At 70.1% G+C, this 25,044-nt stretch carries 29 protein-coding genes; 14 read left to right on the top strand and 15 right to left on the bottom strand.

Features of this window, described 5'->3' with window-relative positions:
• Positions 1 to 27: 27 nt before the first annotated feature.
• Both J2S59_RS17065 and J2S59_RS17060 read right to left on the bottom strand, forming a co-directional pair.
• A complete protein-coding gene (locus J2S59_RS17065; RefSeq protein ID WP_068123737.1) occupies positions 28 to 1,035 on the bottom strand; it encodes an aldo/keto reductase family protein in 1,008 nt (335 codons plus the stop codon).
• Positions 1,036 to 1,080: 45 nt separating this feature from the next.
• Positions 1,081 to 1,695, bottom strand: coding sequence for a DUF3043 domain-containing protein (locus tag J2S59_RS17060; protein ID WP_181642470.1), 615 nt, complete (start codon positions 1,693 to 1,695; stop codon positions 1,081 to 1,083).
• A 99-nt stretch (positions 1,696 to 1,794) separates the two neighbouring features.
• On the opposite strand from J2S59_RS17060, the gene J2S59_RS17055 reads away from it, so the two are divergent.
• From J2S59_RS17055 to J2S59_RS17035, 5 genes are read left to right on the top strand one after another with little or no spacing between them, the layout of a single operon-like run.
• Entirely contained in the window at positions 1,795 to 2,568 is a 774-nt protein-coding gene (locus J2S59_RS17055) for a PspA/IM30 family protein (protein ID WP_181642469.1), read from the top strand.
• A complete protein-coding gene (pspAA, locus tag J2S59_RS17050) occupies positions 2,565 to 2,843 on the top strand; it encodes a PspA-associated protein PspAA (protein WP_068123731.1) in 279 nt (92 codons plus the stop codon). The genes J2S59_RS17055 and pspAA overlap by 4 nt, the downstream gene beginning before the upstream one ends.
• Positions 2,843 to 3,814, top strand: a complete 972-nt coding sequence (htpX, locus tag J2S59_RS17045) for a zinc metalloprotease HtpX (protein ID WP_068123728.1) — start codon at positions 2,843 to 2,845, stop codon at positions 3,812 to 3,814. The genes pspAA and htpX overlap by 1 nt, the downstream gene beginning before the upstream one ends.
• On the top strand, positions 3,811 to 4,377 hold the full coding sequence (pspAB, locus tag J2S59_RS17040; RefSeq protein ID WP_068123725.1) for a PspA-associated protein PspAB: 567 nt from the start codon (positions 3,811 to 3,813) through the stop codon (positions 4,375 to 4,377). The genes htpX and pspAB overlap by 4 nt, the downstream gene beginning before the upstream one ends.
• Positions 4,356 to 5,573, top strand: a complete 1,218-nt coding sequence (locus tag J2S59_RS17035; protein WP_068123722.1) for a sensor histidine kinase — start codon at positions 4,356 to 4,358, stop codon at positions 5,571 to 5,573. Before pspAB ends, J2S59_RS17035 begins: the two co-directional genes overlap by 22 nt.
• Before the next feature lie 15 nt (positions 5,574 to 5,588).
• On the opposite strand, the gene nadA is transcribed toward J2S59_RS17035, so the two are convergent.
• Positions 5,589 to 6,752, bottom strand: coding sequence for a quinolinate synthase NadA (gene nadA, locus J2S59_RS17030; RefSeq protein ID WP_220138573.1), 1,164 nt, complete (start codon positions 6,750 to 6,752; stop codon positions 5,589 to 5,591).
• A gap of 64 nt (positions 6,753 to 6,816) precedes the next feature.
• On the opposite strand from nadA, the gene J2S59_RS17025 reads away from it, so the two are divergent.
• Together J2S59_RS17025 and J2S59_RS17020 are read left to right on the top strand one after the other, a co-directional pair.
• Positions 6,817 to 7,914, top strand: a complete 1,098-nt coding sequence (locus J2S59_RS17025; protein WP_068123716.1) for a glycerate kinase family protein — start codon at positions 6,817 to 6,819, stop codon at positions 7,912 to 7,914.
• Between the two features lie 110 nt (positions 7,915 to 8,024).
• A complete protein-coding gene (locus J2S59_RS17020) occupies positions 8,025 to 8,384 on the top strand; it encodes a HesB/IscA family protein (protein ID WP_068123714.1) in 360 nt (119 codons plus the stop codon).
• A gap of 77 nt (positions 8,385 to 8,461) precedes the next feature.
• Here the strand turns inward: J2S59_RS17020 and J2S59_RS17015 are convergent, their stop codons facing one another.
• Entirely contained in the window at positions 8,462 to 9,076 is a 615-nt protein-coding gene (locus J2S59_RS17015) for a hypothetical protein (RefSeq protein ID WP_068123711.1), read from the bottom strand.
• Positions 9,076 to 9,318, bottom strand: coding sequence for a hypothetical protein (locus J2S59_RS17010; protein WP_068123707.1), 243 nt, complete (start codon positions 9,316 to 9,318; stop codon positions 9,076 to 9,078). The genes J2S59_RS17015 and J2S59_RS17010 overlap by 1 nt, the downstream gene beginning before the upstream one ends.
• Positions 9,319 to 9,380: 62 nt before the next feature.
• Between J2S59_RS17010 and J2S59_RS17005 the strand changes: the two genes are divergently transcribed.
• On the top strand, positions 9,381 to 10,367 hold the full coding sequence (locus J2S59_RS17005; protein WP_246360537.1) for a carbohydrate kinase family protein: 987 nt from the start codon (positions 9,381 to 9,383) through the stop codon (positions 10,365 to 10,367).
• 106 nt (positions 10,368 to 10,473) lie between these two features.
• Here the strand turns inward: J2S59_RS17005 and J2S59_RS17000 are convergent, their stop codons facing one another.
• Both J2S59_RS17000 and J2S59_RS16995 read right to left on the bottom strand, forming a co-directional pair.
• Complete coding sequence (locus J2S59_RS17000) at positions 10,474 to 10,725, bottom strand: sulfurtransferase TusA family protein (RefSeq protein ID WP_306825326.1); 252 nt, start codon at positions 10,723 to 10,725, stop codon at positions 10,474 to 10,476.
• The gene (locus J2S59_RS16995) at positions 10,722 to 11,855 is read right to left on the bottom strand and encodes a cysteine desulfurase family protein (RefSeq protein WP_306825325.1); all 1,134 of its coding nucleotides are present in this window, start codon (positions 11,853 to 11,855) and stop codon (positions 10,722 to 10,724) included. The genes J2S59_RS17000 and J2S59_RS16995 overlap by 4 nt, the downstream gene beginning before the upstream one ends.
• Positions 11,856 to 11,946: 91 nt before the next feature.
• Here J2S59_RS16995 and ctaC point away from each other — a divergent pair, with 91 nt between their 5' ends.
• The 3 genes from ctaC to J2S59_RS16980 all read left to right on the top strand — a co-directional run bounded on the left by ctaC (position 11,947) and on the right by J2S59_RS16980 (position 15,058).
• Positions 11,947 to 12,834, top strand: coding sequence for an aa3-type cytochrome oxidase subunit II (ctaC, locus tag J2S59_RS16990; RefSeq protein WP_438361606.1), 888 nt, complete (start codon positions 11,947 to 11,949; stop codon positions 12,832 to 12,834).
• Between the two features lie 68 nt (positions 12,835 to 12,902).
• Complete coding sequence (ctaD, locus tag J2S59_RS16985; RefSeq protein WP_306441370.1) at positions 12,903 to 14,663, top strand: aa3-type cytochrome oxidase subunit I; 1,761 nt, start codon at positions 12,903 to 12,905, stop codon at positions 14,661 to 14,663.
• The gene (locus tag J2S59_RS16980; RefSeq protein WP_068123877.1) at positions 14,660 to 15,058 is read left to right on the top strand and encodes a cytochrome c oxidase subunit 4; all 399 of its coding nucleotides are present in this window, start codon (positions 14,660 to 14,662) and stop codon (positions 15,056 to 15,058) included. Before ctaD ends, J2S59_RS16980 begins: the two co-directional genes overlap by 4 nt.
• A 238-nt stretch (positions 15,059 to 15,296) precedes the next feature.
• Here the strand turns inward: J2S59_RS16980 and istB are convergent, their stop codons facing one another.
• Entirely contained in the window at positions 15,297 to 16,142 is an 846-nt protein-coding gene (gene istB, locus J2S59_RS16975; RefSeq protein ID WP_306825324.1) for an IS21-like element helper ATPase IstB, read from the bottom strand.
• Complete coding sequence (gene istA / locus J2S59_RS16970; protein ID WP_306825323.1) at positions 16,139 to 17,491, bottom strand: IS21 family transposase; 1,353 nt, start codon at positions 17,489 to 17,491, stop codon at positions 16,139 to 16,141. Before istA ends, istB begins: the two co-directional genes overlap by 4 nt.
• A 102-nt stretch (positions 17,492 to 17,593) precedes the next feature.
• On the opposite strand from istA, the gene J2S59_RS16965 reads away from it, so the two are divergent.
• Positions 17,594 to 17,980 carry an immunity protein CdiI family protein gene (locus J2S59_RS16965; protein ID WP_181642442.1) on the top strand — a complete coding sequence of 129 codons (387 nt, stop codon included), beginning with the start codon at positions 17,594 to 17,596 and terminating at the stop codon, positions 17,978 to 17,980.
• Between the two features lie 201 nt (positions 17,981 to 18,181).
• Here the strand turns inward: J2S59_RS16965 and qcrB are convergent, their stop codons facing one another.
• The 5 genes from qcrB to J2S59_RS16940 form a co-directional block, all read right to left on the bottom strand.
• A complete protein-coding gene (qcrB, locus tag J2S59_RS16960) occupies positions 18,182 to 19,933 on the bottom strand; it encodes a cytochrome bc1 complex cytochrome b subunit (RefSeq protein ID WP_068123432.1) in 1,752 nt (583 codons plus the stop codon).
• Between the two features lie 3 nt (positions 19,934 to 19,936).
• A complete protein-coding gene (gene qcrA / locus J2S59_RS16955) occupies positions 19,937 to 20,962 on the bottom strand; it encodes a cytochrome bc1 complex Rieske iron-sulfur subunit (protein WP_068123441.1) in 1,026 nt (341 codons plus the stop codon).
• Positions 20,963 to 21,009: 47 nt separating this feature from the next.
• Positions 21,010 to 21,849, bottom strand: coding sequence for a cytochrome bc1 complex diheme cytochrome c subunit (gene qcrC / locus J2S59_RS16950; protein WP_370871505.1), 840 nt, complete (start codon positions 21,847 to 21,849; stop codon positions 21,010 to 21,012).
• Positions 21,850 to 21,984: 135 nt separating this feature from the next.
• Positions 21,985 to 22,632, bottom strand: a complete 648-nt coding sequence (gene ctaE / locus J2S59_RS16945) for an aa3-type cytochrome oxidase subunit III (protein ID WP_068123438.1) — start codon at positions 22,630 to 22,632, stop codon at positions 21,985 to 21,987.
• Between the two features lie 38 nt (positions 22,633 to 22,670).
• Positions 22,671 to 23,228, bottom strand: coding sequence for an Rv1443c family protein (locus tag J2S59_RS16940; protein ID WP_306825322.1), 558 nt, complete (start codon positions 23,226 to 23,228; stop codon positions 22,671 to 22,673).
• A gap of 49 nt (positions 23,229 to 23,277) precedes the next feature.
• Between J2S59_RS16940 and J2S59_RS16935 the strand changes: the two genes are divergently transcribed.
• Both J2S59_RS16935 and trpD read left to right on the top strand, forming a co-directional pair.
• The gene (locus J2S59_RS16935) at positions 23,278 to 23,694 is read left to right on the top strand and encodes an Rv3143 family two-component system response regulator (RefSeq protein ID WP_306825321.1); all 417 of its coding nucleotides are present in this window, start codon (positions 23,278 to 23,280) and stop codon (positions 23,692 to 23,694) included.
• On the top strand, positions 23,694 to 24,806 hold the full coding sequence (gene trpD / locus J2S59_RS16930; protein ID WP_306825320.1) for an anthranilate phosphoribosyltransferase: 1,113 nt from the start codon (positions 23,694 to 23,696) through the stop codon (positions 24,804 to 24,806). The genes J2S59_RS16935 and trpD overlap by 1 nt, the downstream gene beginning before the upstream one ends.
• On the opposite strand, the gene J2S59_RS16925 is transcribed toward trpD, so the two are convergent.
• Positions 24,758 to 25,036, bottom strand: coding sequence for an Lrp/AsnC family transcriptional regulator (locus tag J2S59_RS16925; RefSeq protein WP_306825319.1), 279 nt, complete (start codon positions 25,034 to 25,036; stop codon positions 24,758 to 24,760). The two genes, trpD and J2S59_RS16925, sit on opposite strands and share 49 nt — an antisense overlap.
• Positions 25,037 to 25,044 lie beyond the last annotated feature (8 nt).

Genomic DNA, 25,044 nt, shown 5'->3' with positions numbered 1-25,044 from the left:
CCCGGCCGCCCGCCGCTGCTTCTCGGCTCAGCCGAAGTCGCGGCTCGCCGGCGAGACCGTCTTCGCCGGGTCGCGCTCGATGTGGCCCTCGAAGATCTCGTCGATGCGCCGCATCGCGTCCTCCGACAGCCGTACGCCGGCCGCGGCGACGTTCTCCGTGACCTGCTCGGGCCGTGACGCGCCGATGATGGCCGCGGAGACGTTGTCGTTCTGCAGCGTCCATGCCACCGCGAGCTGGGCGAGGGTCAGTCCGGCCTCGTCGGCGATCGGCTTCAGCTGCTGCACGCGCTCGAGGACGTCGTCCTGCAGGTAGCGCTTCACGAAGTTGGCGCCACCCTTCTCGTCGGTCGCGCGCGAGCCGGCGGGCGGGGCCTGGCCGGGGAGGTACTTGCCGGTGAGGACGCCCTGGGCGATGGGCGACCAGACGACCTGGCCGATGCCGAGCTCCTTGCAGGTGGGGACCACCTCGGACTCGATGACCCGCCAGAGCATGTTGTATTGCGGCTGGCTGGAGACGAACGGGATGCGCAGCTCACGGGCGAGCGCGTGCCCGGCGCGGATCTGCTCCGCGGTCCACTCCGAGACCCCGATGTAGAGCGCCTTGCCCTGGCGGACGACGTCGGCGAACGCCTCCATCGTCTCCTCGAGCGGCGTCTCGTGGTCGTAGCGGTGCGCCTGGTAGAGGTCGACGTAGTCGGTGCCGAGCCGGCGCAGCGAGCCGTCGATCGACTCCATGATGTGCTTGCGGGACAGACCGTGGTCGTTGTGCTTGCCCGGGCCCGTGGGCCAGTAGACCTTCGTGAAGATCTCCAGGCCCTCGCGCCGTTCGGAGGCGAGACCCTTGCCCATCACCGTCTCGGCGGCCGTGTTGGCGTAGGCGTCGGCCGTGTCGAACGTCGTGATGCCCTCGTCGAGCGCCTGGCGGATGCACGCGAGCGCGGCATCCTCCTCCACCTGCGATCCGTGCGTCAGCCAGTTGCCGTACGCGATCGCCGAGATCTTCAGTCCGCTCGTGCCCAGGTTGCGAATTTCCATGGGCTCGACCCTAAAGGTGGCGCCCAACGACTCCGCGCGCTGAGGTCAGTACTTCTCGGGCAGCCGCTGACCGAGCTTCACGCGCGGCTTCGGCATCCGCAGGAACCGGATCTGCAGCGCACGCAGCAGGGCGTAGAACGTCGTGCCCTTGAGCGGCTCCTCGGGGAAGCGGCGCTTGAGCTGGCGGCGCAGCTGGAAGCGCAGGAGCAACGAGTCGAGAAGAACCAAGATGATGGTGATCGACCACAGCGCGTTGCTGAAGCCCATCAGCTGCTCGGTGCCGGAGTACTGCATGAACATGATGATCAGCAGCAGCGGCAGCAGGAACTCGGCGAAGCTCACCCGGGCGTCGACGAAGTCGCGGATGAACTGACGCACCGGACCCTGGTCGCGCTTGGGGAGGTAGCGCGGGTCGCCGGCCTTCATGCCCTCGCGCATCTTGGCGTTCTCCGCCGCGCGGCGCTCCCGCAGCAGCTTGGCGGCCGCCTTCTTGTCCTTCGGCAGCCGCGCGCGCGCCCGGGCGGCGGCCTCGGCCTCCTTGCGCGTCGGGGTCGGTCGACCCTTGCCACCGGGCCGGGGGTCGGTGGGGCCCTCGGTCGCGACGGGGTCGACGGTGGAGTCGAGGGTGGCGGATGCGGAGTCGTCCTTGCGGCGGAACACGCCCTCAGCCTACTGGCGCAGGAACTAACTCGGCGGGCCACCCGTTGGACCCGTAGGCTGGCGCAGACGTCACGATCACCCGAAGGGGGCACCCCAGCGATGAGCCTCATGAAGCGCATGAGCCTGATCTTCCGAGCCAAGGCCGACAAGGCCCTCGACCGCGCCGAGGATCCGCGGGAGACCCTCGACTACAGCTACAAGCGCCAGCTCGAGCTGCTCGCCAAGGTGCGCAAGGGCGTCGCCGAGGTCGCGACCAGCCGCAAGCGCGTCGAGCTGCAGATCAACCAGCTCGAGTCGCAGGCACAGAAGCTGACCGACCAGGCGCAGAAGGCGCTGGGCATGGGCCGCGAGGACCTCGCCCGCGAGGCGTTGACCCGCAAGTCCGGTCTGCAGGGCCAGATCAGCGACCTGCAGGCCCAGCACGCCCAGCTGCAGGGCGAGGAGGAGAAGCTCACCCTCGCCTCCCAGCGACTGCAGGCCAAGGTCGAGGCGTTCCGCACGCGCAAGGAGACCGTCAAGGCGACCTACACCGCCGCCGAGGCGCAGACCCGGATCAACGAGGCGTTCTCCGGGATCTCCGAGGAGATGGGCGACGTGGGCATGGCGATCCAGCGCGCCGAGGACAAGACCCAGCAGATGCAGGCCCGCGCCGGTGCCATCGACGAGCTGATCGCCTCCGGCGCGCTCGACGACGCGAGCTCGCTCGGCCAGGGCGACGACATCGCCCGCGAGCTGGAGTCGATGAGCTCGCAGTCCGACGTCGAGGCCGAGCTGCAGGCGCTCAAGGCCGCCTCCGGTGGCCAGGCGATCGAGTCCGGCCAGTCGACCCACCAGCTCGAGGCGGGTCAGCCGGAGGGAGAGGAGCAGCGATGATCGTCCGGATCATGGGCGAGGGACAGCTCGAGGTCCCCGACGCGGCGCTCGAGGAGCTCAACGCCCTCGACGCTGCGGTGGAGCAGGCCGTGGAGACCGGCGACGAGGCGGCGTTCGCCACCGCGCTCGAGCAGCTGCTGGCCGGCGTACGCAAGGCGGGCTCGCCGGTGCCGGAGGACTTCCTCCACGACTCCGACCTGATCCTGCCTCCGGGCGACGCCACCATCGACGAGGTGCGCGCGATGCTGGCCGACGACGGGCTGGTCCCCGGCTGATGGCGAGCACCCGCTTCATCAAGGACCGCGGTCTGACCGCACGCATGACCCTGGTCATGTTCCTGCTCGGCGCGTTGTTCGTCGGCCTGATCGCGATCCTCATGGCTGCCGCGGGCAGCGCCGGCTACGGCGGTCTCATCCCGATCATCGGCATCGTGGGCCTCGGCATCGCCTGGTTCCAGTGGTACAACTCCGACACCGTCGCGTTGAAGGCGATGGGGGCGCGGGTTGTCACGCCCCAGCAGGCGCCGGAGCTGCACGCGATGATCGACCGGCTCTGTGCGATGGCCGACATGCCCAAACCGCGCGTCGCCGTCTCCGACACCGACCTGCCCAACGCGTTCGCGACCGGCCGCTCCCCGGAGCGCTCGGCGATCTGCGTGACCCGCGGGCTGATGCGCCGCCTGTCAACCGAGGAGCTCGAGGGCGTCCTCGCCCACGAGCTGTCGCACGTCGCCCACCGCGACGTACTCGTCATGACCCTGGCCTCCTCGGCGGGCATCGTGGCCAGCATGCTGACCAGCGGTGCGCGCTACGGCGTCATCTTCGGCGGCAACCGACGCGACAACAACAACGGTGCGCCGTTCTGGCTCGTCGTGCTGGTCGTGAGCCTGGTGACGTACGCCGTCAGCTTCTTCCTCACCCGCATGCTGTCGCGCTACCGCGAGCTGTGCGCTGACCGCTCGGCGGCGTTCCTGACGCAGAAGCCGTCGGCGCTGGCCTCGGCACTGACGAAGATCACCGGCGAGATCGCGACGATCCCCAACCGCGACCTGCGCGCCGCGCAGTCGATGAACGCCTTCTTCATCACCCCGGCCATCAGCGGGATGAGCTTCAAGACGCTCACCTCCACGCACCCGTCCCTCGAGCAGCGGCTCCAGCAGCTCGCCGAGGTCGCCACTGCGCTCGGCCGGCCGATGGACGGCGGGCCCGGTGCCCTGGGCGACGGCAGCGTGGGGCCGCTGCGGTGAGCTTCTGGAAGTCCCTGCTCGGCAAGTCCGAGCCCAAGCGCGCCAACCTGGACGCGTTGTTCTCCCTCCCGTCCGCCGGGATCACCCTGCAGGCGGCCCTCGGGTTCACCCCGACCGGCGTCGGCTCGGTGTGCTTCCGCGCCGCCGAGGGTGCGGCGTTCGCCTCGATCCGCGCCGACGTCACGGCGATGCTCGCTGCCGACGGCACGCACGTCACCGAGCACACCGACGAGTTCGGCTTCACCTGGCTCACCGACCGCCACGACCCGTCCGACCTGAGCGGCCTGGTCACCGAGCTGCACGGCGTGAACTCCACCCTGGAGGCCCAGGGGTTCGGCCCGGGCCTGCTCTGCTCCCTGGTCCATTTCCGGGGTCCCACCGACCAACGGCTCGCGATGGTGTACCTCTACAAGCAGGGGACGTTCTATCCATTCGCGCCCAACGGTCCCCAGCAGCGCGACAACATGGTGGAGATCCAGGTCCGCGACGCCGTCAGCGGGGATCTTCCGATCGAGGGGGACATGAGCCGATGGATGGCCGTGTGGGGCGCACCCGAGCTCTGACCGGGCCGCTGACGAGCGAGGGTGTGCTCGAGCAGCTGGGCTCGATGGAGACCGTGGATCGCCAGGACCTGCGCGCGATCGTCGAGCTCGCGACCCGGATCGCCGACGTGCCGGCCGGTGTGATCAACATCCTCACCGACACCGAGCAGCACCAGATCGCCGCCATCGGGTTCGAGCCCTCGGTGTGCGCCCGCGAGGACTCGATGTGCCGGCTCGCCGTCGACGCCCAGACCTCGGTCGTGCTGGCCGACGCCAGCCTCGATGCTCGGTACGCCGACAACCCGTTCGTCACCGGCGAGATCGCCGAGGTGCGGTTCTATGCCGCCCACCTGCTCCGCACGCGCGAGGGCGAGGTTATCGGGACGCTGTGCGTCTTCGACGACCAGCCGCGGGAGCTCGACGCCGTCCGGGCGGGTGCCCTGGACGCGCTTGCCCGCCGCGTCGTCGACATCCTCGAGTTGTCCCTGCGCAGCGGCGAGCTCGAGCGCTCGATCGCGGAGCTGACCGCCATGCAGACCGAGCTGGAGCGCTCCAACGCCCAGCTCGGACGCTTCGCCGGCCAGGTCTCCCACGACCTGCTCAACCCCCTGTCGGCCGTCTCGATGTCGCTGGACCTGATCGAGGAGACCGGCGTCGCGCAGCAGGACGCCGACGCCGGCTGGGCGCTCGAGCGGGCGCGGTCCGGACTCGTGCGGATGCAGCGGCTGATCGCCGACCTGCTCGCCTACGCCCGCCTGGGTGCCTCGCTGCGGCGCGAGCCCGTCGACCTGGGCGCGGTGGTCGACACCGTGCTCGAGGACCTGTCGACGGTGCTGCAGGGCGCCGTCGTCGACATCGGCGAGTTGCCCGTCGTCGCCGGTGACGAGGTCCAGCTGCGCTCGGTGCTGCAGAACCTCCTCGCCAACGCCGCGAAGTTCACCCGCCCGCTGCGCACGCCCCGCCTCGTCGTACGCGGTGGGGTGCGGGGGAAGTTCGGTCGCGTCGAGGTGATCGACAACGGCCCCGGGATCCCCGCCGAGCGGCGCGAAGGCGTCTTCGAGCTGCTCACCCGCGAGACCACCGACGTGCCGGGTAGCGGCATCGGGCTGGCCACGTGCCGCGCGATCGTCACCGGCCACGGCGGACGGATCGGGATCGAGGACGCCCCCGACGGCCCCGGCACGCTGGTGTGGTTCGAGCTGCCGGTGCCGGACTGAGAGGTCCGCGCGCGCTCAGATCCCCGGCAGGTCCAGCATCCGCTGCAGCGCGACCTCTGCCCACTTCTGGGTCTCGGCGTCGACCTCGATGACGTTGACGACGTTGCCGGCGACGAGGTTCTCCAGCGCCCAGACGAAGTGCGGCAGGTCGATGCGGTTCATCGTCGCGCAGTAGCAGACGGTCTTGTCGAGGAAGACGATGCGCTTGTCGGGGTGGGCGTTGGCGAGCCGCTGCACGAGGTTGAGCTCGGTGCCGATCGCCCAGGACGAGCCGGCCGGTGCGTTCTCGATGGTGCGGATGATGAACTCGGTCGAGCCGACCAGGTCGGCGCGCGTGACGACCTCGTGCTTGCACTCCGGGTGCACCAGGATCTGGATGTCCGGCACGGTGGCGCGCAGCTCGTCGACGACGTGCTCGGAGAAGCGCCCGTGGACCGAGCAGTGGCCGCGCCACAGGATCATCCGGGCGTCGGCGAGCTGCGCGGAGGTGAGGCCGCCGCTGGTCCGGAACGGATTCCACACGACACAGTCGTCGAGGGAGTGGCCGAGCTCGAGCACCGCGGTGTTGCGGCCCAGGTGCTGGTCGGGCAGGAAGAGCACCTTGGTGTCAGGACCGTGCTGTTCGAAGGCCCAGCGCAGGGCGACCTCGGCGTTGGAGGACGTGCAGACCGCGCCGCCGTGGCGACCGCAGAAGGCCTTGATGTCGGCCGAGGAGTTCATGTAGGTGATCGGCACGACCTGGTCGGCGACACCGGCCTCCACGAGCGCGTCCCAGGCGTCCTCGACCTGCGCGAGCCTGGCCATGTCGGCCATCGAGCAGCCAGCGGCGAGGTCGGGCAGGATCACGCGCTGGGTGTCGGCGGTGAGGATGTCGGCGGACTCGGCCATGAAGTGCACGCCGCAGAAGACGATGTATTCCGCCTCGGGGCGCGCGGCGGCCTCGCGCGCGAGCTTGAAGGAGTCACCGGTGACGTCGGCGAACGCGATCACCTCGTCGCGCTGGTAGTGGTGGCCCAGCACGAACACCTTCTCGCCCAGCGCCTCCTTCGCGGCGCGGGCGCGAGCGACGAGGTCGGGGTCGGAGGCCGGCGGCAGCGCGCCGGGACAGTCGACGCCTCGCTCGGCGTGCGGGTCGACGCCACGGCCGAGGGTCAGCAACGGGAGATCGGTCGTCGTCACAGCCCGCATTCTCACACGATGGGGGCGCGCGGGTCCGGCAGCACCGGCGCGTAGCCTCGGGTTCGTGCGAGTCCTGATCGCCCCCGACGAGTTCGCCGGCACCCTCAGCGCGGTGCAGGCCGCCGAGGCCATCGCGGAGGGATGGCGGCGCCAGGCACCCGACGACGTACTCGACCTGGCGCCGATGGCCGACGGGGGGCCTGGGTTCGTGGAGGTCCTCCACCGCGCACTCGGTGGCCACCTGCACGTCGTGACCGTCCGCGGCCCCGGTGGTGCCTCGGTGCCGGCGACCCTGCTGCTGGTGGAGCGTGGTGGCGTCCGGGCGGCGTACGTCGAGAGCGCCCAGGCGTGCGGCCGGCACCTGCTCGACGCCACCGACCCGGAGCTCGCGTCGTCGTACGGCGTGGGGGAGCTGCTGCTGTACGCGTGGGACGCGGGCGCGACCGAGGTGGTGGTGGGGCTCGGCGGCAGCGGAATCAGCGACGGCGGAGCCGGACTGCTCGCGGCGCTGGGGGCACAGGCCGACGTCGCCCTCGACCAGGGGGTCCGGGGGCTGGCCGGCGTCACCGAGGTCGACCTGACACCGGCGCGCGAGCGCCTGCGGGGCCTGACGCTGCACGCGGCGCTGGACGTCGACATCCCGCTCACCGGACTCTTCGGGACTCTCAAGGCGGCCGGGGAGCAGCGGGGGATCGCCGAGGAACGGCTGCCGGCGCTCGACGGGCACCTCGAGGCGTGGGCCAATGCCGTCGACCGGCGGCTCTCCCTGGACAAGGGGGCCGGTGCCGCGGGCGGCCTCGGCTACGCGCTGATGCTGCTCGGAGCGACCCAGGAGCCCGGCATCGACCTCGTCGCCGGAGCCGTCCGGTTGGCCGAGCGCTGCCGCAGGGCCGACCTCGTGCTGACCGGCGAGGGCGCGTTCGACTTCTCCAGCCGCTCGGGCAAGGTGCCCTACGGGGTCGCCGACGTCGCCGCGCACGCGCTGCGCCCCTGTGTCGCCCTCGCCGGACAGGTGCTCGTGGGGGCCCGGGAGATGCGGGTGCTCGGCATCGAGTCGGCGTACGCCGTGGTCGACCTGGTGGGGGAGGAGGCGGCCTTCGCCGACCCCGCCGGGTCGCTCGCGCAGCTCGCCCAGCGGGTGGCGCGGACCTGGTCGCGCTGATGGTCGCGCTGAGGGGCGGGAATAACCGCACGTGTGCGACGATTGAGGGAGCCGAAGGACCCCGCACCGGGACTGGGGACCGCGCGCAGTCGAACGAAGGGAACCGTGCCATGACCGAGCAGGTCGAGACCACCGAGATCCGCAAGGACGGCATCAACCTGAGCCCCGTGGCGGCGGCGAAGGTGAAGAGCCTGCTGGAGCAGGAGGGTCGCGACGACCTCTCCCTGCGCATCGCCGTGCAGCCGGGCGGTTGCTCGGGTCTGCGCTACCAGCTGTTCTTCGACGAGCGCTCCCTCGACGGGGACGTTGTGACCGACTTCGACGGCGTCGCCGTGGTCGTGGACCGCATGAGCGTGCCCTACCTCAACGGCGCGATGATCGACTTCGCCGACTCGATCGACAAGCAGGGGTTCACCATCGACAACCCCAACGCCACCGGCAGCTGCGCCTGCGGCGACTCCTTCCACTGAGCGCCCCGCGCGACCACTGACGACGCCGTCGGACCCGCATGGGTTTGACGGCGTCGTCGTTCCCGGTCCGGGGCCGGTCAGCGCCGCCGTTGCTCGTAGCCGCGGCCGATGCGCCGGGCGTGCACCCAGCCGGCGCGGAAGTCGGTGGCGAGCAGGCACCAGGTCGCCGTACCGAAGCCGACGACACCACTGGCTCCGAGCGGCACGATCACGAGGCCGTCCTCGAGCGTGCCGGTGAGGGGCAACACCACGAGGCACCCCGCGAAGACCGTCGCGAGCAACGCTGCTGCCGCCACCGCCTCCCGGACCAGCCACGGCCCCGCGAGGGCGCGGTCGATCAGGCCGGCGGGCGTCGTGGCGGCACCGGCGTCACCGCGCGTCCAGCGGGAGTGGGCCTCGACCACCGTGCGGCCGGCCCGGATGACATCGCGGGCGAGCCACGCCGCGACCGCGGCGAGCGCGACCGCCAGGACGCCGGCGGCAACCGCGACGCCAACCGCTTCGGCCTCGGCCTGCTCCGCCGCCAGGGCGGTGACGAATCCCGCCGCCAGCACCAGCACGAGCGCCGACGTGCCCCCGGCGAATCGGCGCGGTGCGTTCAGCTCGGTCTCGAGCACCCGCAGCGCCTGAGCGGGGGACACGTCGTCGGCCGCTGCGAGGAAGGGCTGCGCCTCGGGCCGGATCCAGCGCATCAGTCGCGGTCGAAGACCACCGCGAGTCGCTGGGCCGCCGCGGTGACGGTGATGACGGGCTTGGTCGTCTCCCGGCGGTCGGCGTAGTGCAGGCTCGGAGCCGGCCGCACGGCGAGCTCGGCCACCAGCTCGGCGCGGCTCGGGCGCGCCGGCAGGCGCAGGGCGGAGCCGGCTGCGGAGCAGTCGTCGTGCATCTCCTGGGTGGTCGACTGGTCGTCGTACGCGCGGCGCTGGTAGGTCATGGAATCGACGGTAGGGATTACCGACGGGTACTCCGAGCTGTACCGATCGGTAGTCTTCGCGCGTGTCCTCACTCCTCATCGCCGGGTCCATCGCCACCGACCACCTGATGTCCTTCGCCGGGAAGTTCTCCGACTCCCTCGTGGTCGACCAGCTCGACAAGCTGTCGGTGTCGTTCCTGGTCGACGACCTCGAGGTACGCCGCGGGGGGTGCGCGGCCAACATCTGCTTCGGGCTGGGCAGCCTCGGCCTGCGGCCGGTGCTCGTCGGGGCGGTGGGGGAGGACTTCGTCGACTACCGGGCCTGGTTGCAGCGCCACAACGTCGACTGCGACTCGGTCCACGTGTCGGAGACCAAGCACACGGCGCGCTTCGTGTGCACCACGGACTCGACGATGGCGCAGTTCGCCTCGTTCTACCCGGGCGCGATGAGCGAGGCGCGCGACATCGAGCTCGAGCCGATCGTGCAGCGCGTCGGGGGTGCCGACTACGTCCTCATCGGGCCCGACGACCCCGACGGCATGCTTCGCCACACCCAGGAGTGCCGCCAGCGCGGCTACCGCTTCATCTCCGACCCCTCGCAGCAGGTCGCGTTCGGCGACGGCGAGCTCATCCGCCAGCTCGTCGACGGCGCCCACCTGCTGTTCTCCAACGCCTACGAGGCCGCCCTCATCGAGCAGAAGACCGGCTGGAGCCACGACGAGGTGCTGGCGCGCGTCGGCACGTGGGTCATCACGCAGGGCGCCGACGGCGTACGCGTCGAGACCGCCGACGCCGAGCCGATCGTGGTCGGCGCCGTCCCCGATGTCGCCGCCGTCGAGCCCACCGGCGTCGGTGACGCCTTCCGCGCCGGCTACCTCGCCGCCCTCACCTGGGGCCTCGGCACCGAGCGGGCTGCCCAGCTCGGCTGCGTCCTCGCGGCGTATGTCGTCGAGCGCGTCGGCACCCAGGAGTACACCCTCTCCCGCGACGCCTTCGTCGCTCGCATCGAGGCCGCCTACGGCCCCGACGCCGCCGCCGAGATCGGGAAGTGCCTCCAGGTTGGGCGCTGAGCTGCGAATTCACTACACGTGTAGTGAAGTTGTCACTGTGCACACGTTCCAGTCGGCGTGTCGCGCAACTTCGCTACACGTGTAGCGATTCATGTGACTGGTGGGACTACCGCAGCCGGCGGACGAGGTATGTCGGGACGCCGTCGGGGGCGGGCCGCTCGCCGAGGTAGGCGTGGCCGCGCATGCGACACCACGCAGGGACGTCGGCGCGGGCGGCGACGTCGGTGGCGACCACCGCGATGACCTCGCCGACCTCGACGTCGGTGACGGCGTTGGCGAGCCGGATGATCGGCAGAGGGCAGCGCATGCCGCGGCAGTCGAGTTCGAGGCGGGGGCTCTCCGGGGCGAGGTCGCTCATGGGATCCCCGCCCGTCGCCGCAGGTCGGTGACGACCTCGGGGAGTACGGCGAGCAGCCCGTCGACGTCGGCGTCGGTGGTGTCGCGGCCGACGGAGACCCGCACGTTGCCGTGGGTGAGGGCGCCCATCGCGGCGAGGACGTGGCTCGGCTCGAGGCTGCTGGCCGTGCAGGCCGAGCCGCTGGCGACGGCGTACCCCCGCCGGTCGAGCTCGGTCACCAGCGCCTCGCCGTCGACGTAGAGGCAGGAGAACGTCACCAGGTGGGGCAGGCGGTCGTGCTCGGCGCCGACGACGTCCACGTCCGGCACGGATGCGCGTACGCCGTCCCGCAGCCGCGCGACCAGGGCGTGCTGGCGCGCCGCCGCGTCGCGGTCGGCGGCGACAGCCTGCAGTGCTGCCGCGGCGGCGAGGGCGCCGGGGACGTTCTCGAACCCGATCCCGCGCTCGTCGGCGCGCTCGTCCACCGGGAACGGCGGGCGCCAGCGGGCCCCCCGGCGTACCAACAACAGACCGACGCCGGCCGGACCACCCCACTTGTGGGCGCTCGCCGCGGCGACGGCCCAACCCGACGGCAGGGGACTGCGTCCGGCGGAGGCGCAGGCGTCCACGAACAACGGCACGTCGTACGCCGCCAGGGCCGCCGCCACCTCGCCGACGGGCTGCCGCGTCCCGACCTCGTGGTTGGCGCTCTGGAGGGCGACCACGGCGGCGCCGGGAGCGGCGGCCGCGACCACCGCGGCGGGGTCGACTCGCCCGGTGGCGTCGACGGGCACCTCCACGACCTCGCCACCCCGGTCGGCGTGCCACCGGGCCGCGTGCAGGACAGCGGAATGCTCCACCGCGCTGTGGACCAGCCGCTTCGAGACGCGTCGCCGGCCAGCTGCCAGGCCGAGCAGTCCCGCGTGGACGGCGTGCGTGCCGGAGGCGGTGAACGTGACCTCGTCCGCGCGGACGCCGAGCGCCTCGGCACACGCCTCCCGGGCGTTGTCGAGCAGCAGCCGGGCGTTGCGGGCGGGGCCGTGCAGCCGCCGCGGATCGGCGTACCCGTGCTCGTATGCCGCGATCAGCACCTCGCGCGCGGCGGGGTGTAGCGGCGCGCCCGACGCGAAGTCCAAGTAGGTCTTGGTCACGTCGGCAACGTACCGGGGACCTGGACCCCGCTCGGCGGAGTGGCTGGGGTAGCGTTTGCTCGACCGTCATTCTTGAGAGGAAGGCTCGTTCGTGGGTCTGGAACTCAGCGCGCGTACCCGGCGCCTCGCCACTGGCGCCTTCGTGGCCGTCAGCCTGGTGTTGCTGTCCGCGTGCTCCGCCGAAGACACAGCGCAGATCAAGCGTTTCGCCATGCCAGAGCCGGTGACGGAGGAGGCTCCGGCCATCTTCGAGCTCTGGAAGTGGTCCTGGGTCGCCGCGCTCATCGTCGGCGTGATCGTGTGGGGCCTCATCGGGTACGCCGCTCTGCGCTTCCGTCGTCGCAGCGACGACGAGGTGCCCGTGCAGATGCGCTACAACCTGCCGATCGAGACCTTCTACACGATCGCGCCTGTCGTCATGGTCATCGTGTTCTTCTTCTTCACGGTCCAGACGCAGAACAAGGTCCTGGCCAACCCGACGCCGGACCACACGATCACCGTGGTCGGCCAGCAGTGGTCGTGGACCTTCAACTACGAGGACGAGGACGCCGTCGACGGTCAGACCGTGCACGACGTCGGCACCCCCTCGGAGATGCCCACCCTGGTCCTTCCGGTGAACCAGACGGTGCGCTTCCACCTGCACTCTCCCGACGTCGTCCACTCGTTCTGGGTGCCGAACTTCCTCATGAAGCTCGACGTCGTGCCGGGGCGTGACAACTACTTCACCGCCACCCCCGACAAGATCGGGACCTACGTCGGTCGCTGCGCCGAGCTGTGCGGCACCTACCACTCCCGGATGCTGTTCAGCGTCGAGGTCGTGGAGCAGGCGGAGTACGAGGAGCACCTGCGTGCCCTCGAGGAAGCGGGCAACGTCGGCCGGCTCATGGGCGGCGAGGGCTCTGCGAGCGCGGAGGACCGCGCCAGCGAGCAGGAGCAGCAGGACCTCGACGACGACTACGACACAGGAGACGACGAGTGACGACCGCAGCACGTAGCAGCGGCTTCGGCGACGACGCGGCGGGACGCACTGTCGCTGCGCGAAAGCCCATCGGTCAGCAGGTCGTCCGGATGATGACCACGACCGATCACAAGCTGATCGGCAAGATGTACCTGATCACCTCGTTCCTCTGGTTCTGCTTCGGCGGACTGTTGGCGATGGTGATCCGCTCCGAGCTCGCCTTCCCCGGCACGCAGGTCGTGAGCGATGAGCTCTACAACCAGATGTTCACGATGCACGGCACGATCATGCTGCTGCTCTTCGCGACGCCGCTGTTCTTCGGCTTCGCCAACGTGATCATGCCGATCCAGATCGGCGCGCCAGATGTCGCGTTCCCGCGACTGAACATGTTCAGCTACTGGCTGTTCTTCTTCGGTGGTCTCATCGCTGCGTCCGGCTTCCTCACCCGCGACGGTGCCGCCAGCTTCGGCTGGACCGCGTACACCCCGCTGTCGAACGCGGTCCGCTCGCCCGGCATTGGTGGCGACCTGTGGATCATGGGTCTCTACATGGCCGGTATCGGCACGATCCTCGGTGCGGTCAACTTCATCACCACGATCATCTGCATGCGCGCACCCGGCATGACGATGTTCCGGATGCCGATCTTCGTCTGGAACACCCTCGTCACCTCGCTGCTCGTGCTGATCGCGTTCCCGATCCTCGGTGGCGCGCTGCTCATGCTCGAGGCCGATCGAATGCTCGGTGCCCAGGTCTTCGACGCCGCTCACGGCGGCGCGATCCTCTGGCAGCACCTCTTCTGGTTCTTCGGGCACCCCGAGGTCTACATCATCGCGCTGCCGTTCTTCGGCATCATCACCGAGATCCTGCCGGTGTTCAGTCGCAAGCCCGTCTTCGGGTACGTCGGCCTCGTCGGCGCGACGCTGGGCATCGCGATCCTCTCGGTCGCGGTCTGGGCCCACCACATGTTCGTCACGGGGGCGGTCGACCTGCCGTTCTTCGCCGGCATGACGTTCCTCATCGCCGTGCCGACCGGAGTGAAGTTCTTCAACTGGATAGGCACGATGTGGGGCGGGTCGGTCTCGTTCGACACGCCCATGCTGTGGAGCATCGGCTTCCTGACGACGTTCCTCTTCGGTGGTCTGACTGGTGTCATCCTGGCCTCGCCCCCGCTGGACTTCCACGTCTCCGACTCCTATTTCGTGGTGGCGCACTTCCACTACGTGGTCTTCGGCACCGTGGTGTTCGCAATGTTCGCCGGCTTCTACTTCTGGTGGCCGAAGTTCACCGGGCGGATGCTCGACGAGCGGCTCGGCAAGATCCACTTCTGGCTGCTGTTCATCGGCTTCCACACGACCTTCCTGGTGCAGCACTGGCTGGGCGTCGAGGGCATGCCGCGCCGCTACCCGGACTACCTGCCTGGTGACGGCTTCACGGTCCTCAACCAGGTCTCGACGGTCGGCGCGTTCCTGCTGGCGGCCTCGACGCTGCCGTTCCTGTGGAACGTCTACACCTCCCGCAACCGGCCCATGGTCGGCGTGGACGACCCGTGGGGCTGGGGCCGCTCGTTGGAGTGGGCGACCACCTCCCCGCCGCCGCGCCACAACTTCCACAGCCTCCCGCGCATCCGGTCGGAGTCCCCGGCCTTCGATCTCCACCACCCGGAGATCGCCGCGCTCGAGATGGTCGAGAACGACGCCCTCCAGGAGGAGGAGACGGTCGTGGACGCCCCTGACGTCAAGGGTCGCCGCGAGCACCTCGAGGAGCAACTCGGCACCTCCGTGGAGGAGGCCGCCGAGAAGGTCCACCCCGACGCCGACACTGACGCCGACAAGAAGGACGAGGACCGATGAAGGCCGAGACTTGGATCTTCCTCGCCTGCGCCATCTTCCTGGCGCTGGTGACGCCGGCGTACTGGCTGCTCACCGCCGACTGGGCGGGCTCCACCGCGCTGACCATGACCACACTGCTGACGCTGATGGTGGCGATCTACCTCGGCTCGCACGCCCGTCGCATGGAGCAGCCGCGTCCGGAGGACCGCAAGGACGCCGAGATCTCCGACGGGGCCGGTGAGCTGGGCTTCTACCCGCCGTACAGCTGGTGGCCGCTGTGGTGCGCGCTGTGCTTCTCCATCATTGTCCTCGGCATCGTCTTCGGCTGGTGGTTGTTCATCATCGGACTCGCGTTCGGTGCCGTTGCCCTGAGCGGGTGGCTCTTCGAGTACTACCGGGGTGAGCACGCGCACTGAGCGCAGCTCCTCCCACTACGAGGCCCCGGTCGTCCGCCTGGACGGCCGGGGCCCTGTCGTTGGCGGGGGACCGTCCGGCAGGAGCCGGCAGGGGTACGCCGGCCCGCGGCTGGGCTGCTTGTCGGCGTGGTGAGATGGCGGCGTGGACGATATTGCGCGCGGTCTCTTCTGGTCACCTGATGGCGCTCGCCGAAATTCCCCAGTGATGCTCATCGAAGTTCCCCACCCTGGGCGGTGGTCACTGTAGTGGTCGGGGTGTGCCGGTGGTGGCGTGGCGGAGGGTGTCGTTCTTGGCGTGGTGGTCGCGGAGGCGGTAGGACTCGCCGTCGAGGTTGAGCACGACGGAGCGGTGCAGGAGGCGGTCGAGCATGGCGGCGGCGACGGTGGTGTCGCCGAGGACCTCTCCCCAGGAGGCGACGCCGCGGTTGGTGGTCAAGATGATGCTGGTCTTGAGGTAGCGCTGGGAGACGACCTGGAACAGCGCGGAGGCTGCTTCGCCGGGCAGTGGGAGGTAGCCGAGTTCGTCGATGATGAGCAGGGTGGGGCCGGCGAAGAACCGCATGGTGGTCGACCAGCGGCCCTCGATCGCTGCGCGGTGGCAGCGGGCGGCGAGGTCGGCGGCGGTGGTGAAGTAGACGCGGTAGCCGGCCTCGGCCGCAGCCCTGCCGAGGCCGACGGCAAGGTGGGTCTTCCCGACACCTGGTGGGCCGATCATCAGCACGTTGGTGGCTGTCTCCAGGTAGCGGCAGGTCGCGAGCTCCTCGACGAGTTTGCGGTCGACACCGGAAGCGGCATCGAAGTCGAAGTCGGCCAACGTGGCTGGTGTTGGCAGCGAGGCGAACCGCAACCGGCCGGCGAGCTTGCGGGCCTCGGTGGCCTCGACCTCCCGGGCCAGCAGACGCTCCAAGGTGGCGGTGGTCGACCACTGCTCGGCTTCAGCTTGGGCCAGGACGCTGGGCAGGTGCTCAGCTGCTGCGGTGAGCTTCAACGCAGCGAGATGGCCGCGCAGCTGCTGATAGAGGCTGCTCTGCGGGCCCGTCATCGGCGCTGTCATCGGGACGGCCATCGGGTCGGTGGTGGTCATGTGAGGGTGTTCCTTCCTTGTGCTGCTCGGTCATAGGCACCGAGATCGATCACGACATCGCCGTCGTCACGGTCGTGGCTGTCGGGCTGGTTGCGGGCGCGTAGTTGTTCGGCGGCAGCGAGTGCTGCGGGGCCCGGTGGGATGCGTTCCTTCTTGCGGTGCGGTCGGGAGGTGTCGTGCCCGGCCAGGACGTGCTGCTCGAGGGCGATGACGTGACCGTGGTCGCGCACCATCACCCCGGCCCCGGCAGGGGCGAGCTCGTGGCGGGCGATGACGATCCCGCTGGCCGTGGCAATGTCGACATGCGGTTCGCCGAGCCGTTGGGAGACGGTGACCTGCGCGCGGGCCAGCTCGGGCGGCACAGAGTAGAAGTTGCCGCGCCAGGCGACCAACGCCTGAGCCGACACCGTCCGGTCTTCGGTGATCGTGGCCGGGAACGGCGTGGACGGCACCGGCGCCAAGGGCTCGCGTTGAGCGATCGTGAGCACGCTGGCCTTGCCCCCATGCCCGGCCGCCCGCAGCCGCGCATCGCCACGCAGTTCGCAGAACCGGTCCAGGGAGGCTTGGGCTTGTTCGACACTGACGTCATCGCTCAGGGTGCGCCACCAGCGTTGCGCCGCGGTGTGGTTGGACTTCTCCACCACGCCCTTGCGGTTCCCGCGTCGCGGTGGGCAGATCGCGACCTGGACGCCGTAGTGCTTGGCCACTGCGGCGAATGTCGCCGTCACGCGACCGGTCTCGGGGTGACAGACCGTGGCCATCCGATCGAAACGCCACTTGTGGGTCAGCCCGCCCAGCTTCCGGGTGGTCTTGTCGAGTCCGTCGACGAGCTGGGCCTGATCCTGCGCCGGCGCGAGGTGGCCGCGCCAGCGACCTGAATGAGCCAGCGCCCCCACGAGCAGGTGGGCGGTCTTGCCCCACCCCCACGACGCTGGCGGGTCGGGGAGTTCGACCCAGTCCCACTGGGTCTCCTCCCCGGCCGGGTGCTCGATCACCGCCGCCGGGCGGCCCTTCGTCGCTGAGCAGGGTTCGCAGTGCGGACGCAGGTTCCTGGTGCGGATCTGGCGGGTGAACGTCGGATACGACTGGGCATAGCCGAGCGCGACGACCTCGTCGAACAACGTCACCGCCCACAGGTGCGGATCCTCGGCCAGGCGTGCGCGGACGTAGTCGACGAACGGCTCGAACCTGTCCTCGCCAGCGGGCTTGCGCACCCCGGCGACGCGTTCGTTGTTCAGATAGGCGCGGATGGTCTTGCGGTCACGGCCCAGGTGCCGGGCGATCGCGGAGATCGTCCAACCCTGCCGCCGAAGCGCGTGCGCGTCGATGTCTTCCTCCCGTGTCAGCATGGGAAGCGAGGGCTCCTTCGTGAGATGGCGTGTGGTCAGAGACCGCCATCTTCGAAGGAGCCCCACCCGCTTCCGGTGGGTGCCACGGGGTGGGGAAATTCAGTGAGCAGAACTGGGGAGATTCACCTGAGCGCCATCACACCCGAGCCGCCGCCCGGTGCGGCGCAGGAGGACGTGCCGCCGACCCACGAGGTGGCGCCCGCCGTCATCCGCGTCATGTGGGACTACGGCGTGCGCGTCGGGCTGTGGGACGACGAGGGTCAGCTGCCGGAGGACCCGGCGTGGTTGCGGGACGTCCTCGGGCTGAGTGATGAGCTCGTTGCCGACCTCGAGCGCTGGGGTGCGCACATGAGCGCCATCGACGCGGCGCCCGACGAGCGCAGGGTCATCAGCGCGTGCGACGGGCTCAACACCCGCGGCCGTGAGCTCGCCGTACGCCTCCAGACGGAGCTGGGCGAGCAGTACCGCGTCGCCTACGTGCCCTGGTGACCGCCCGGCCCCTGGAGCAGCGGAGAATGGTCACTCCCGGCCGCCAGCGCGCCGACCCAGCGCCGGTTCGTGACCATTCTCGGGCGCACTCACCTGCGTGACCCGATACGCGTGTGGGGGAGGGCGGCGTGGGGAGGGCGGCGACGGAACGACGAAGGCCCGGGACCGCTTGGTCCCGGGCCTTCGTCGAGGTGCTGTGCGTCAGTGCTTGTCGCTGTGGCGCAGCTGCTCGTCGGTGGCGTCGTGGCGACCGTCGAACTGGTGGCCGTCGGCCGAGACCCCGATCTCGCCCTGTGCATCGAGCTCGTGGGCGGCGTGCTCGCGCGCCTCCTCGAGCTCCTCGCGGGTCGGCTTCTGGACGGCGTCGCCGTACCAGTAGGCCGAGATCCGCGCCCGGAATCGGTCCTTGCGGGCCGTGGGGGAGGCGACGCCGGTCTCGTTCTCGCCACTCTCCAGCTCGTAGACGCTGTCGCGCTCACGGGCGGTGAGGGTGTAGGCCTTGTGCTCGTCGATCGGCAGGTGCCGCTCCGAGTAGGCGCCGTCGGGCGAGCGCATGATGATGCCGGTCTCGTAGCCGTGGAGTAGCACCTCGTTGTCGTGACGCTGGAGGCTGATGCACCAGCGGCGGACGAGGATGAAGACCAGGACGGGGAGGACGAACACGGCCACGCGCAGGAAGTAGGTGATGTGGTTCAGGTTGAGCCCGAACACCACCGCCAGGATGTCGTTGCCGCCACCGGCCCACAGCAGGCCGTATAGCGTCACCATCGCCGCGAAGAAGCCGGTGCGGCTGGGGGCGTTGCGCGGACGCTGCAGGAGGTGGTGCTCCCGCTTGTCGCCGGTGATCCACTGCTCGATGAACGGGTAGCCGAGGAAGGCGACCAGCATGATCACCGGGAGGATCTGACCCGGGATCAGGACGTTCCAGCTGATCGTGAACCCGAAGATCTCGGTCTCCCAGCCCGGCATGATGCGCAGCGCCCCCTCGGCGAAGCCCATGTACCAGTCGGGTTGGGACCCGGCGGTGACTTCTGCGGGGTTGTACGGACCGTAGCCCCACACGCCGTTGATCTGGAGCAGGCCACCCATCACCGCGATGATGCCGAAGACGATGAAGAAGTAGCCGCCCGCCTTGGCCATGTAGACCGGGAGCATCGGGTAGCCGACCACGTTGTTGTTCGTACGGCCGGGGCCGGGCCACTGCGTGTGCTTGTGGTAGACGAGCAGCAGCATGTGCGCGGCGATCAGGGCCAGCAGCAGACCCGGGATCAGCAGCACGTGGGCGATGTAGAGCCGGGAGATGATGTCCTCGCCGGGGAACTCCCCGCCGAAGAGGAAGAACGACATGTAGGTGCCGACGACCGGCGTCGCCTTGATCAGACCGTCGGCGATCCGCAGACCGGTGCCGGACAGCAGGTCGTCAGGCAGCGAGTAGCCGGTGAAGCCGGCGAGGACGCCCAGGATCAGCAGCACGCCGCCGATGATCCAGTTCAGCTCACGCGGCTTGCGGAACGCACCGGTGAGGAAGACGCGCATCATGTGGATGAACATCGCGCCGATGAACAGGTGGGCGGCCCAGTGGTGCATCTGCCGCAGCAGCAGACCGCCGCGCACGTCGAACGAGATGTGCAGCGTCGAGGCGAAGGCCTCCGACATGTGCAGTCCGCGCAGGGCGTCGTACGAGCCGTCGTAGGTGACCTCGGCCATGCTCGGCTTGAACCACAGCGTCAGGAAGACGCCGGTCAGCAGCAGGACGACGAAGCTCCACAGCGCGATCTCGCCGAGCATGAAGGACCAGTGGTCCGGGAAGACCTTGCGCAGGTTCTTCTTGGCGGCGCGGCCGATGCCGAGGCGCTCGTCGGCCCAGCGCGCTGCGCCGGCGCCACGGGCACCCTTCTCGGGGGTCGCGGGGGAGGTGCCGTTGGTGGAGGCGCCCGCAGTGGTCGTGCTCATAGGTCAGCCACGCTCCCAGTAGCTCGGTCCGACGGGCTCGTCGAAGTCCTGCGTCGCGATCAGATAACCCTCGGAGTCCACCGCCAGCGGGAGCTGGGGGACTGCGCGAGCCGCGGGGCCGAAGATGACGCGACCGTTGTCGGCCAGGTCGAAGGTCGACTGGTGGCAGGGGCACAGCAGGTGGTGCGTCTGCTGCTCCCACAGGGCGATCGGGCACCCCACGTGGGTGCAGATCTTGGAGTAGCACAAGATGCCGTCGACGCCCCAGTTCTCCCGCCCGGGGGCCGGGGTGATCTCCGAGGGAGACATCCGGACGAGGATCACGGCTGCCTTGGTCTTGGCGATCAGCACGTCGTGGGCGCCCATGACCGGCTCGCCCTCGGCGTCCCGCTCGAAGAAGATGGCCGGCTCGGCGTTGACGAGCTGACCGATCTGGACCTCCTCGGGACGGATGGGCGTGCCGGAGATGTCGTTGACGACCCGCATGCCCTCCTCCCAGACGGTGTGCTCGAGGACGTCACCCGGCAGCGGACCGAGGTCGCGCAGCAGCACGACCAGCGGCACCGGGAAGATCGCCAGCGCACCGAGCAGGGTGTTGCGGATGAGGGGACGCCGGGCGATGCCGGAGTCCTCCAGACCCTGCTGCAGGGCGGAGATGGCCTCCTCGCGGTCCTCCTCGGTGGAGGCTGCGGTGTGGCGGTACTCGACGATCTCGACGTCGCTCATCAGCTTGCGGGCCCACTGGATGGCACCGATACCGATGCCGAGCAGGCTCAGGCCGAGGAACAGGCCGAGGAAGAAGTTCGAGGCACCGATCCCCATGAAGGTGTCGGGGTCCTCGCCGATGTCGAAGGTGAAGTACGCGACGCAGAACAACACCGCGGCGACCACCGAGATGCCGAACAGGGTCGCGACCTGGCGCTCGGCGCGCTTCTCGGCCTTCGGGTCGATGTCGGTCGGCCGGGGTTCGTGGGCCGGGAGACCCGGGTTGTCGATCGGCTCCGCCGGGATCGGCGCGTGCGGATCCATTGCGACGGCGTCCTCGTTGCCGGGGACCGCCGGGGACGACGGCTTGCTCACGCTTCCACCTTGCCCTTCTTCGAGCGCGTCGAGTGGGAGGCGATCCAGATCGCAAACCCGACGCAGCTGCCGATGCCGACCAACCAGGCGAACATGCCGTCACTGACCGGTCCGAGGCTGCCCATGCCGAAGCCGCCGACCGAACCCTGCGGGCTCTCCTCGACGTACTTGAGGAACGCGATGATGTCGCGCTTCTCCTCGGGCTTGAGGACCTCGTCGGAGAAGACCGGCATCTGCTGCGGGCCGGTCAGCATGGCCCCGTAGATGTGCCGCTCCTCGACGCCGGTGAGCGCGGGGGCGTAGCGGCCGCCCGGCAGCGCACCGCCCGCACCGGTGAAGTTGTGGCACGCGGTGCAGTTCGTGCGGAAGAACTCCGCGCCGCGGCGTACCTGCTCCTGGGTGCGGTCGGAGACGTCGGTATAGCGCTCGTCGGGGATCGCCGGGCCGGGGCCCAGGCTGGCGATGTACGCCGACAGGGCGCGGGTCTCCTCCTCGCTGTAGACCGGCGCCTTGCGCGGGGCCTGCGAGGTGGGGTTGGCCATCGGCATGCGCCCGGTGCCGACCTGGAAGTCGACCGAGGCGGCGCCGACGCCGACGAGGGAGGGGCCGTACTGGTTGCCGCTCTTGGTCGGGATGCCCTCGGCGTTCTTGCCGTGGCACGACGAGCAGCCGACCAGGAAGAGCTGGCGGCCCTCGGCGACCAGCGCGGCGTCATCGCTGAGGTCGTCGGACGCGCCTGCGGAGCCGGCCACGAGCGCAGCGGCACCGCCGGTGACCGTGAGACCGAGCAGCATCACCACGACGCCGGCGAACCGGCTGCGCCGACGTGCGGACACGCGGTGGGTGGTGCGCTGAAGGAGTCCGCGGGGAGATCGCGGGGTGAGACGTCGCACGAGCTTCTTCCTTGTCCTGGCTCTCGAGCCTGCTCTGGCGGTCGGGTGGGGACCGGTCCCGGAACTAGCGGGGGGCGGTTACTGGATGAGGTAGATCGCGGCGAACAGCGCGATCCAGACCACGTCAACGAAGTGCCAGTAGTAGGACACGACGATGGCGCTGACGGCTTGCTCGTGGGTGAACTTGCGGGTCATGTAGGTGCGCCCGAGGACGAACAGGAAGGCGAGCAGACCACCGATGACGTGGATGCCGTGGAACCCGGTCGTCAGGTAGAAGACCGAGCCGTAGGCGGTCGAGGAGATCGTCACCCCGTGGTGGACGAGCTCGACGTACTCCAGGGCCTGGCCGCCGATGAAGATCGAGCCCATGACGTAGGTGAGGATGAACCACTCGCGCAGACCCCAGCCCTTGACCTGCCACAGGGAGCCGGAGCGCTTCACCTGGCCGCGCTCGGCAGCGAAGACGCCGAACTGGCAGGCGAAGGAGGACAACACCAGGATGGTGGTGTTGGCGGTCGCGAAGGGCACGTTGAGCAGGTCGGTCTGCTGGGACCAGAGCTCCGGGCTCACGCTTCGGATGGAGAAGTACGCGGCGAACAGTGCCGCGAAGAACATCAGCTCCGAGGAGAGCCACACAATCGTCCCGACGCTGACCATCGAGGGTCGGTCGTGTTGCCCGTGCAGACGGGAGGCTGGGATCGCAGTTGCTGTCGCCACGGGCGCCATTATGTCTCGTGGTTCCGCATGTGGCACCCCGGCCCCCGTCAATGGCGCGTCGGGCCCCCGAAACGCCGCGACAAACGCCGATGGCGGTGCCGGAACAGGGCCGTCACGATGGTGCGTACGACGCCCGCCGCGCCCGGGATCCGAGCCAGGGGGGAACGCGCGGTCGCGGTCAGTCGATCGGTCACCACACACCCGCCGGCGGGGGCATCGGTGCACACCTGGCGAGGGGTGACGGAGCGCTCGTGCTCCCAGCCCGACAGCAGCAGCATCCGGGACCGCTCGTGGAAGGAGCGGCCCTCGACGTACCCGACCAGGCGCATGTCGTCGTAGTCGACGGGCAGGACGCCGAGCAGGAACAGCCAGGCCTTGCCGAGCGGGCGGTCGAGCAGGGCGGGGGCGTCCTGGAGGGTCCTGCCGCGCAGACCCGGCGGCATCGTCATCCGGACCCACGGCCGCAGCTCGTCCTGGATGCCCTCGGGCGTGGTGACGCGGGCCCAGACCGCCGGCGCCGAAGCGGTGAGGGTGGTCGCCAACTCGACGACGACGGGCCAGCGTGGCGAGCGGGCGGAGTGGCCCGGGGAGGGAGGGGTGCTCACGCGTCCAGCCTGGCAGAGTCCGGCGGTGCGCGGGGGGTACCATCGCGGCGTGAGCCAGCCCGCATCCTCGCCCGCGCGCCCGCTGAAGGTCCTCGTCTACAGCGACGACAGCAACATCCGTCGCCAGGTGATCCTCGCGCTGGGCAAGCGCCCGCATTCCGACCTGCCCGAGTTCACGTACGTCGAGGTCGCCACCGAGCCGGTGGTCGTCCAGCAGTTCGACGCCGGGCAGATCGACCTGGCGATCCTCGACGGCGAGGCCGTGCCCGCCGGTGGCATGGGCATCGCCAAGCAGATGAAGGACGAGATCTTCGCCTGCCCGCCGATCCTCGTGCTCGCCGGTCGTCCCCAGGACGCCTGGCTCGCCACGTGGTCGCGCGCCGAGGCGGTCGTGCTGCACCCGATCGACCCGATCCAGCTGGCCGAGAGCGTCGTCGACCTGATGCGGTCGCGCGTCCCGGCTTGATGAGCGAGCCGCTCGAGCTGACCTGGCCCGACCTCCTGACGGCGCTCGTGCAGCGCCGCGACCTCAGCACCGACGAGACCGCCTGGGCGATGAGCCAGATCGTCTCCGGCGAGGCCACGCCGACGCAGGTCGCGGGCTTCGCGGTCGGCCTGCGGGCGAAGGGCGAGACCGTGGCCGAGGTCACCGGACTGGTCGCAGCGATGTTCGAGCACGCACGGGTGATCGACGTGCCGGGCCGGGCGCTCGATGTCGTCGGGACCGGGGGAGATCGCTCGATGTCGGTCAACATCTCCACGATGGCGGCGATCGTCGCGGCCGGCGCCGGGGTGACGGTCGTCAAGCACGGCAACCGGTCGGCGTCGTCGAAGGCCGGCACCGCCGACGTGCTCGAGCAGCTCGGCATCCGCCTCGACCTGCCACTCGACCGCGTTGAGGAGCTCGCCACCGAGGTCGGCATCACGTTCTGCTTCGCCGCGGCCTTCCACCCGGGCCTGCGGCACACGGCGGTCCCGCGGCGCGAGCTCGGCATCGCCACCACCTTCAACTTCCTCGGCCCGCTGGCGAACCCGGCCCAGCCGGCCACCCAGGCGATCGGGTGCGCCGACCTGACGATGGCGCCGGTCATGGCGGGGGTGTTCGCCGACCGTGGCGTCGACGCGTGGGTGTTCCGCGGCGACGACGGGCTCGACGAGCTCACCACCACCACGACCTCGCAGGTGTGGGCGGTGGGTGACGGCGGCGTCGAGCATTTCGTGCTCGACCCGCGCGCGCTCGGGCTCGAGCCGGCCACGGCCGACGACCTGCGCGGCCAGGACGCGGTCTACAACGCGTCCGTGGTGCGCGACCTGCTCGCCGGCAAGCGCGGCAAGGTCCGCGACGCGGTCGTGCTCAACGCCGGCGCGGCTCTCGCGATCCACGCGGCCGAAGCTGGTGATCCCATGGCCCGGGTCGCCGCTGGCATGCGTCGGGCGGAGGAGTCGTTGGACTCCGGCGCCGCCGCTGCCGTGCTCGAGCGGTGGGTCGAGGCCTCGGGGACTGAGTCCCGCAGCGGCGTCGGTCGCGCTCAGTCCAGCCCGAGGGAGAACGCCGACTCCAGGTCGTGGCGGGAGTAGGCGCGGAAGGCGATGTGGGTCTCGGTCGAGAGGATGCCCGGGACCTTGTTGAGCCGGTCGGCGACGACCGCCGCGACCTGATCGTGCTCGCGCACGCGGATCAGCGCGATCAGATCGATCTGGCCGGTCACCGAGTAGACCTCGCTGACCCCGTCGAGCTCCGCGATCGCCTCGGCGACCTCGGGGATCCGGGCGACGTCGGCCTTCACGAACACGATGGCGGTGATCATGGGTTTCT

The organism is Nocardioides massiliensis (genome assembly GCF_030811215.1).
Taxonomy (GTDB): domain Bacteria; phylum Actinomycetota; class Actinomycetes; order Propionibacteriales; family Nocardioidaceae; genus Nocardioides_A; species Nocardioides_A massiliensis.
The sequence above is the reverse complement of the archived record's forward strand: the minus strand, read 5'-3'. Positions and strand labels throughout refer to the sequence as shown.